General features: G+C 60.8%; 4 protein-coding genes and 1 pseudogene. 2 read left to right on the top strand and 3 right to left on the bottom strand.

The window, feature by feature from the left end:
- A partial coding sequence (locus NW856_RS10810; RefSeq protein ID WP_414400233.1) for an FGGY-family carbohydrate kinase occupies positions 1 to 887 on the top strand: 887 nt, incomplete at its 5' end.
- A 436-nt stretch (positions 888 to 1,323) separates the two neighbouring features.
- Here NW856_RS10810 and NW856_RS10805 read toward each other — a convergent pair.
- A complete protein-coding gene (locus NW856_RS10805) occupies positions 1,324 to 2,205 on the bottom strand; it encodes a Tab2 family RNA-binding protein (protein WP_414400231.1) in 882 nt (293 codons plus the stop codon).
- Positions 2,206 to 2,223: 18 nt separating this feature from the next.
- A complete protein-coding gene (locus tag NW856_RS10800) occupies positions 2,224 to 2,700 on the bottom strand; it encodes a VOC family protein (RefSeq protein WP_414400230.1) in 477 nt (158 codons plus the stop codon).
- 299 nt (positions 2,701 to 2,999) lie between these two features.
- Here NW856_RS10800 and NW856_RS10795 point away from each other — a divergent pair, with 299 nt between their 5' ends.
- The gene (locus NW856_RS10795) at positions 3,000 to 4,145 is read left to right on the top strand and encodes an energy transducer TonB (protein ID WP_414400228.1); all 1,146 of its coding nucleotides are present in this window, start codon (positions 3,000 to 3,002) and stop codon (positions 4,143 to 4,145) included.
- A 46-nt stretch (positions 4,146 to 4,191) separates the two neighbouring features.
- On the opposite strand, the pseudogene NW856_RS10790 reads toward NW856_RS10795, so the two are convergent.
- Positions 4,192 to 4,633, bottom strand: a pseudogene (locus NW856_RS10790) (hypothetical protein); the annotation flags it as partial.

The following is a 4,633-nucleotide window of genomic DNA, read 5'->3' as shown; positions in this document are numbered from 1 at the left end:
GGCCTCAGGAGTGGTTGGCGCGGCAGGGCCTTGATCCTAAGCATTTCCCCGAGGTGGTGTCGCCGGGAACGGTTTTGGGAACGGTGCGAGCAGACTGGGGATTGGGGCCGGAAGTGCTGATCGCGGCAGGGATCACGGATGGCTGTGCCGGGCAATTGGCAGCAGGGGCCACCCGCTTAGGTCAGGTTTCCACCAGCTTGGGCACAACCCTCATTTTCAAGGCCAACAGTCCGGATCCCATACAAACCCCAAGCATCTATTCCCATTTGCACCCGGACTCTGCTCCACACCACTGTCGCGAACGAACGGTTTGGTGGCCGGGAGCGGCTTCCTTTTGTGGAGGCGGAGTTTTGCCCCATTACTTCCCTGGCGGCAACTTGCAAGTGCTGGATCAGCAAGCCCAGGCTTATCTGCCCACTGGGCTGGTCAGCTATCCCCTTTGTCAGCCGGGAGAACGTTTTCCCATTGTCGATCCCCGGTTTGCCGGGTTCTTGCCGGAGGCAGAAGAGGGATCCCCCCGTTTTTATGCTGCGTTGTTAGAGGGGGTAGCCATGGTCGAGCGGCTGGGGCTGGAAACGTTGGCGGCTCAAGGGATCCCGGTGTCAGAACAGAGTCCGATGTTCACCACCGGCGGAGGCAGCAAAAGCCCTCTTTGGTTGCGCCTGCGCGCCAGTATCCTTGCCCGTCCCTTGGCCGTGGTGAAACACCCAGAGCCGGCTGTGGGGGCAGCCATCTTGGCTGCTTCTGCCTATTGGTGCTGCTCTGTCCAACAGGCTGCCGATCGATTGGTGCAGGTGGAACGCTATGTTCAACCAGATCCAGAATGGGCGAAGTCTTACGCAGAGATCTACTCAGCCTTTCACAGCCGCCTGAGCAACCTGCTTTGACATGCTCCCTGCCCCACCAGCTTGCTTCCCCGTAGCGCTGGGGTTCTTGCTACGGTCATTTCAACAGTCATTTCGATCCAAACTAGGACACTACGCCCACCTAAAACATGGGCTGCGTCGTCGCATCGTCGCATCAGCGTTGCGGAGCAATCATGCACGAGGTCAGGAAGCTTTTCTCCGTAGCTCGGGCGTCTCACCCTAAGCTGAAAGACTATAGATCAAGGCACTTCTCAACTGCTCCGCGGTGCCGTCCAAACGCTTCACGCCGCTTCCGCGACCATCCCTAGGAAAGGGAGAGAGGAGCCAGGAAGCCATGCAGCGGAACAGTCTCATTCCTCCTTGAATGACTGTAGGTTTTTCCCTCTGAGACAGCGATGATGATCTCCCCAGTTGTTCGGGCTGCACTCTGCTCTTGCAAACGACTGATATTCATAGTTCATAGGGGATGTTGCATCAGCCAGAAGCCGGCGAAGGACTGGGCCTTGAAATCGGTTTGAATGGCGAGAAAGTGGATCCCTTGGGCCTGCTGCTGGCGCTGGGCAAAGACTTCTGCCTCTGTTCGCAGTTTTTCATCTCTCAGTTGCGCAAATAGGTAGCAATCGTTGAGGCCTGCCTCGAACAGGAGCCGTCCGTCTGCCACACTCAAGTAAGCGGGTTCCATACCGCTCATCCAGGCTGCCATCGGCAAAGCCCGCTGCGAGGTAATCACCAAGCCGGGAATGAGGGTGCTCCGTACCGCTGGCGGGAATGGGTCGGGCGTCAAAGTGTCCCAGGCAACCGGAAAAAGCTCGCCAAATTCTATCGGCCAGGCGTCGGCTTCCCGCAGATCCTCAGCTCGCAAGGTCACGAAGGCCCAGCGTTCTCCCTGCAACTTGTCCGGCAGACGGATGGGATCCGGCGGATCCGGATCCACAGGAGGTTCGGGGCTGTAGGTGAACTGAGTCTCTTGGGGGTAAACCCGCTCTGCCCGTTCTCGCATCCAGGCTTTGAGGGTGTAAACGCGACGACTGGGCAGCATCGGGATCCCAACCGCATCGCAGGCCCGTTGCAGGATGGAACTCATGCGGGCTCGAAACACACGAATGGCCGAGGGAGGCTGTGGGGCAGCTTCCAGGTAGCTCCGCAACTGTCGTGCCACCCAGGTGCTGTTCACCTCTTGGTTGCTGCAATACTGCGCTTGGCGAAACTGGCCGGTGGGATCGCACACCAACAGCTCCCAAACCCGTCGGTTCTGCTCATCCCGCAGGGGGACGGCGTTGAAATCCATCTGCCAGATAGGGCAGCGCGCAGGGCCAGAACGCAGGGGTTGAGTGGCCAAAGGTTCCTCCTGTTTGCACTACATGCCACTTGAGCGGGCCGGGGATCGTTCGCGCGAGCGGTGGGAAGCACTGTCCCCGACCAAGGCCAATTCCCGCTCCCCGAAAATGGCGGAAGCGTTGCGGTAGTACTTAAACTCCAGCAGGTTATGGAAGGGATCCTGCAAAAAGAAGGTGCCATGCTCCAAGGGGGTGCCAACAAAGCGCCAGCGCGGCTCTTGATAAAAGGGCAAGGCCCGCGCCAAGGCACGGTCGGCCAGCGCCTGCCAATCCCCTTGGGTAGGGAAGATCAGGCCAAAATGACGAGGGTAGATGCCCCGCTGGGGCGTCAGCTCTTCGTGGGTGAGGTGGGCCACCAGTTGATGGCCGTACAGGCTAAAAATAACGGCAGCAGAGGTTTCTCGACCGATCTCACAGCCCAAGCCATCGCCGTAGTAGGCCTTGGCCAAGGCAATATCGGCAACTGGAAAGGCCAGATGAAAGCGGATGGGTTCCATAACGTCGCTCCTAAAAAGCCACCAAAAGTGCCCCACCAGCCAACATCAGAGCCAGCACCCCGAGCTGTGGGGCTTTTCCCCGGCTAATGGGATCCCCGCTCTTTTCAAGGTAGGCGATCTTAGAGCTGCTGCAAGGTGGGATCCCTTCCCGAGCCCGAGATAGACTATACGCCTTTGCGCAGGAGTGCCAACTGCTCGGATGCTATAACACTAGCTGGGGTGTTACCCCCGTGGCCCAGTCTGCAACAGACAACTCGGTGTGTTGAGAGCGTTGAAGAAAGGAAAGGGCAATCTTGGCTATGACCAGCATCTGGATTGAGCAGCGCCGCCGCGAGGATGAATCTCGCAACTTTTTTTGGATGGTGGCGCTGTCGCTGCTGCTGCACGTGCTGGTGCTGCTGGGATTGCTCCACTTGGGGCGGCTTTGGCTCACTCGCGAGCCAGAACAAGAAGCCATTGAGTTTATCCTTCTGGATCCAGAAGATCTGCAGCCCCCAGAGGAAGCAGATCTGGTTTCAGAAGTTGATTCCCGCGATGGGGGTGAGCGGGTAGAAGCCCCTCCGTCTCAAGGCAGTCCACCTCAATCTCAGGCCGCCCCTCCCCAGGAGGCCCCTCCGCCGCCGCCGCCAAGACCCCAACCGCCGCCACCCCAGCAGCCTGCCCCTGTTCCACCACCACCTGCCCCGGCTGCAGTTGCCCTGGCAACCCCAACTCCAACCCCTCCACCCAAGCCCACGCCTACCCCAACCCCCGCTCCCCCTCAGCCCACCGCGACCCCGACTGCGGCACCGCCCCCTCCCACGCCTGTCCCCAGACCTACTCCGCCCCAAACTCCACCGCCTGTGGCGGCTGCTCCCTCCCCAAGGCCCACTCCCCCGCCAACTGCGGAGCCCTTGCCCATACAGCCAAGCGAGCGGGTTTCGGATCCCAGCCAATTGGCTCCCGTTCCGCCCGCTCCGCAACCGGTGACAGAGGTTCTTCCCGCCCAGCGGCCCTCTGACTCTTCCCAGTTGGGGCCTCCGGTCAGTGCCTCTGCTCCCAGCAATGGAGCCGGGATCCAGGGCAGTGGAGCTAGTGGATTGGCCAACCCCACCCAATCCGCTCCCAATCCCCCCAGTGTGGCAGCGCGGGCCAATGTGGATTGGGGTCCTTGGCTGGCCGCTTTGCAGCGGAAAGTGGAGCAAAATTGGATACCTGGACAGACCGGCACCTCGCGTCGCACGGTGGTGATTTTTACGGTGGGTCGAGCTGGCGATCTGCAGAGCATTCGCCTGGGGCGCACGTCTGGCAGCCAACAAACCGATGATGCGGCGCTGACGGCTATCCAGAGGGCAGCCCCCTTCCTGCCCCTGCCTGAGGCTTATGAGGGCAACTCGGTGACGATTAATTTCACCTTTGATATCAACGTGCTGGGCCAGTTGACTGTAGGGGGATCCGCCAACTGAGGAGGGGATCCCTGTGAAACCTGAGAGACGGCGGCCTGTCAAGAGCCTACAGGGATCCCACAGGAGTTGGGGTGACAGGCCCAGAAGCAACGCGGCTTATGCGACGCAAGCCCGGCAAGCCGGCATCCACCACCACCACACTGCCATCCGGTAAGACTGCCAAGCCGGCAGGTTGATCGAACCGGGCCACCGAGGTGGGGCCATCCTGCCAGCCGGGCTGATTCTGTCCGGCCAAGGTGGAAACTTGTCCCCCAGGCTGAAGACGACGAATGCGATGGTTATCTCGGTCGGCCACCCAGAGGTTGCCTGCCGCATCGAAGGCCAGCCCCCCCAGGGTTTGAAAACGGGCCTCTGCCAGGGGGCCATCCCGATAGCCTGGCTCTGCCCCGGAGAGGGTGGTCACTCGTCCGCCAGCAGAGAGCCGGCGCAGGCGATGTCCATCGGCAATCCAGAGGTTCCCCTCCTTATCCACCGCCAGAGCCGTGGGC

This window comes from Synechococcus sp. R3-13 (assembly GCF_047462195.1).
Classification (GTDB): Bacteria; Cyanobacteriota; Cyanobacteriia; order Thermostichales; family Thermostichaceae; genus Thermostichus.
The sequence above is the reverse complement of the archived record's forward strand: the minus strand, read 5'-3'. Positions and strand labels throughout refer to the sequence as shown.

Coding starts and splice junctions, on each gene's coding strand:
- NW856_RS10800 (WP_414400230.1), bottom strand. CDS start 2,700: ATGGAACCCATCCGCTTTCATCTGGCCTTTCCAGTTGCCGATATTGCC.
- NW856_RS10795 (WP_414400228.1), top strand. CDS start 3,000: ATGACCAGCATCTGGATTGAGCAGCGCCGCCGCGAGGATGAATCTCGC.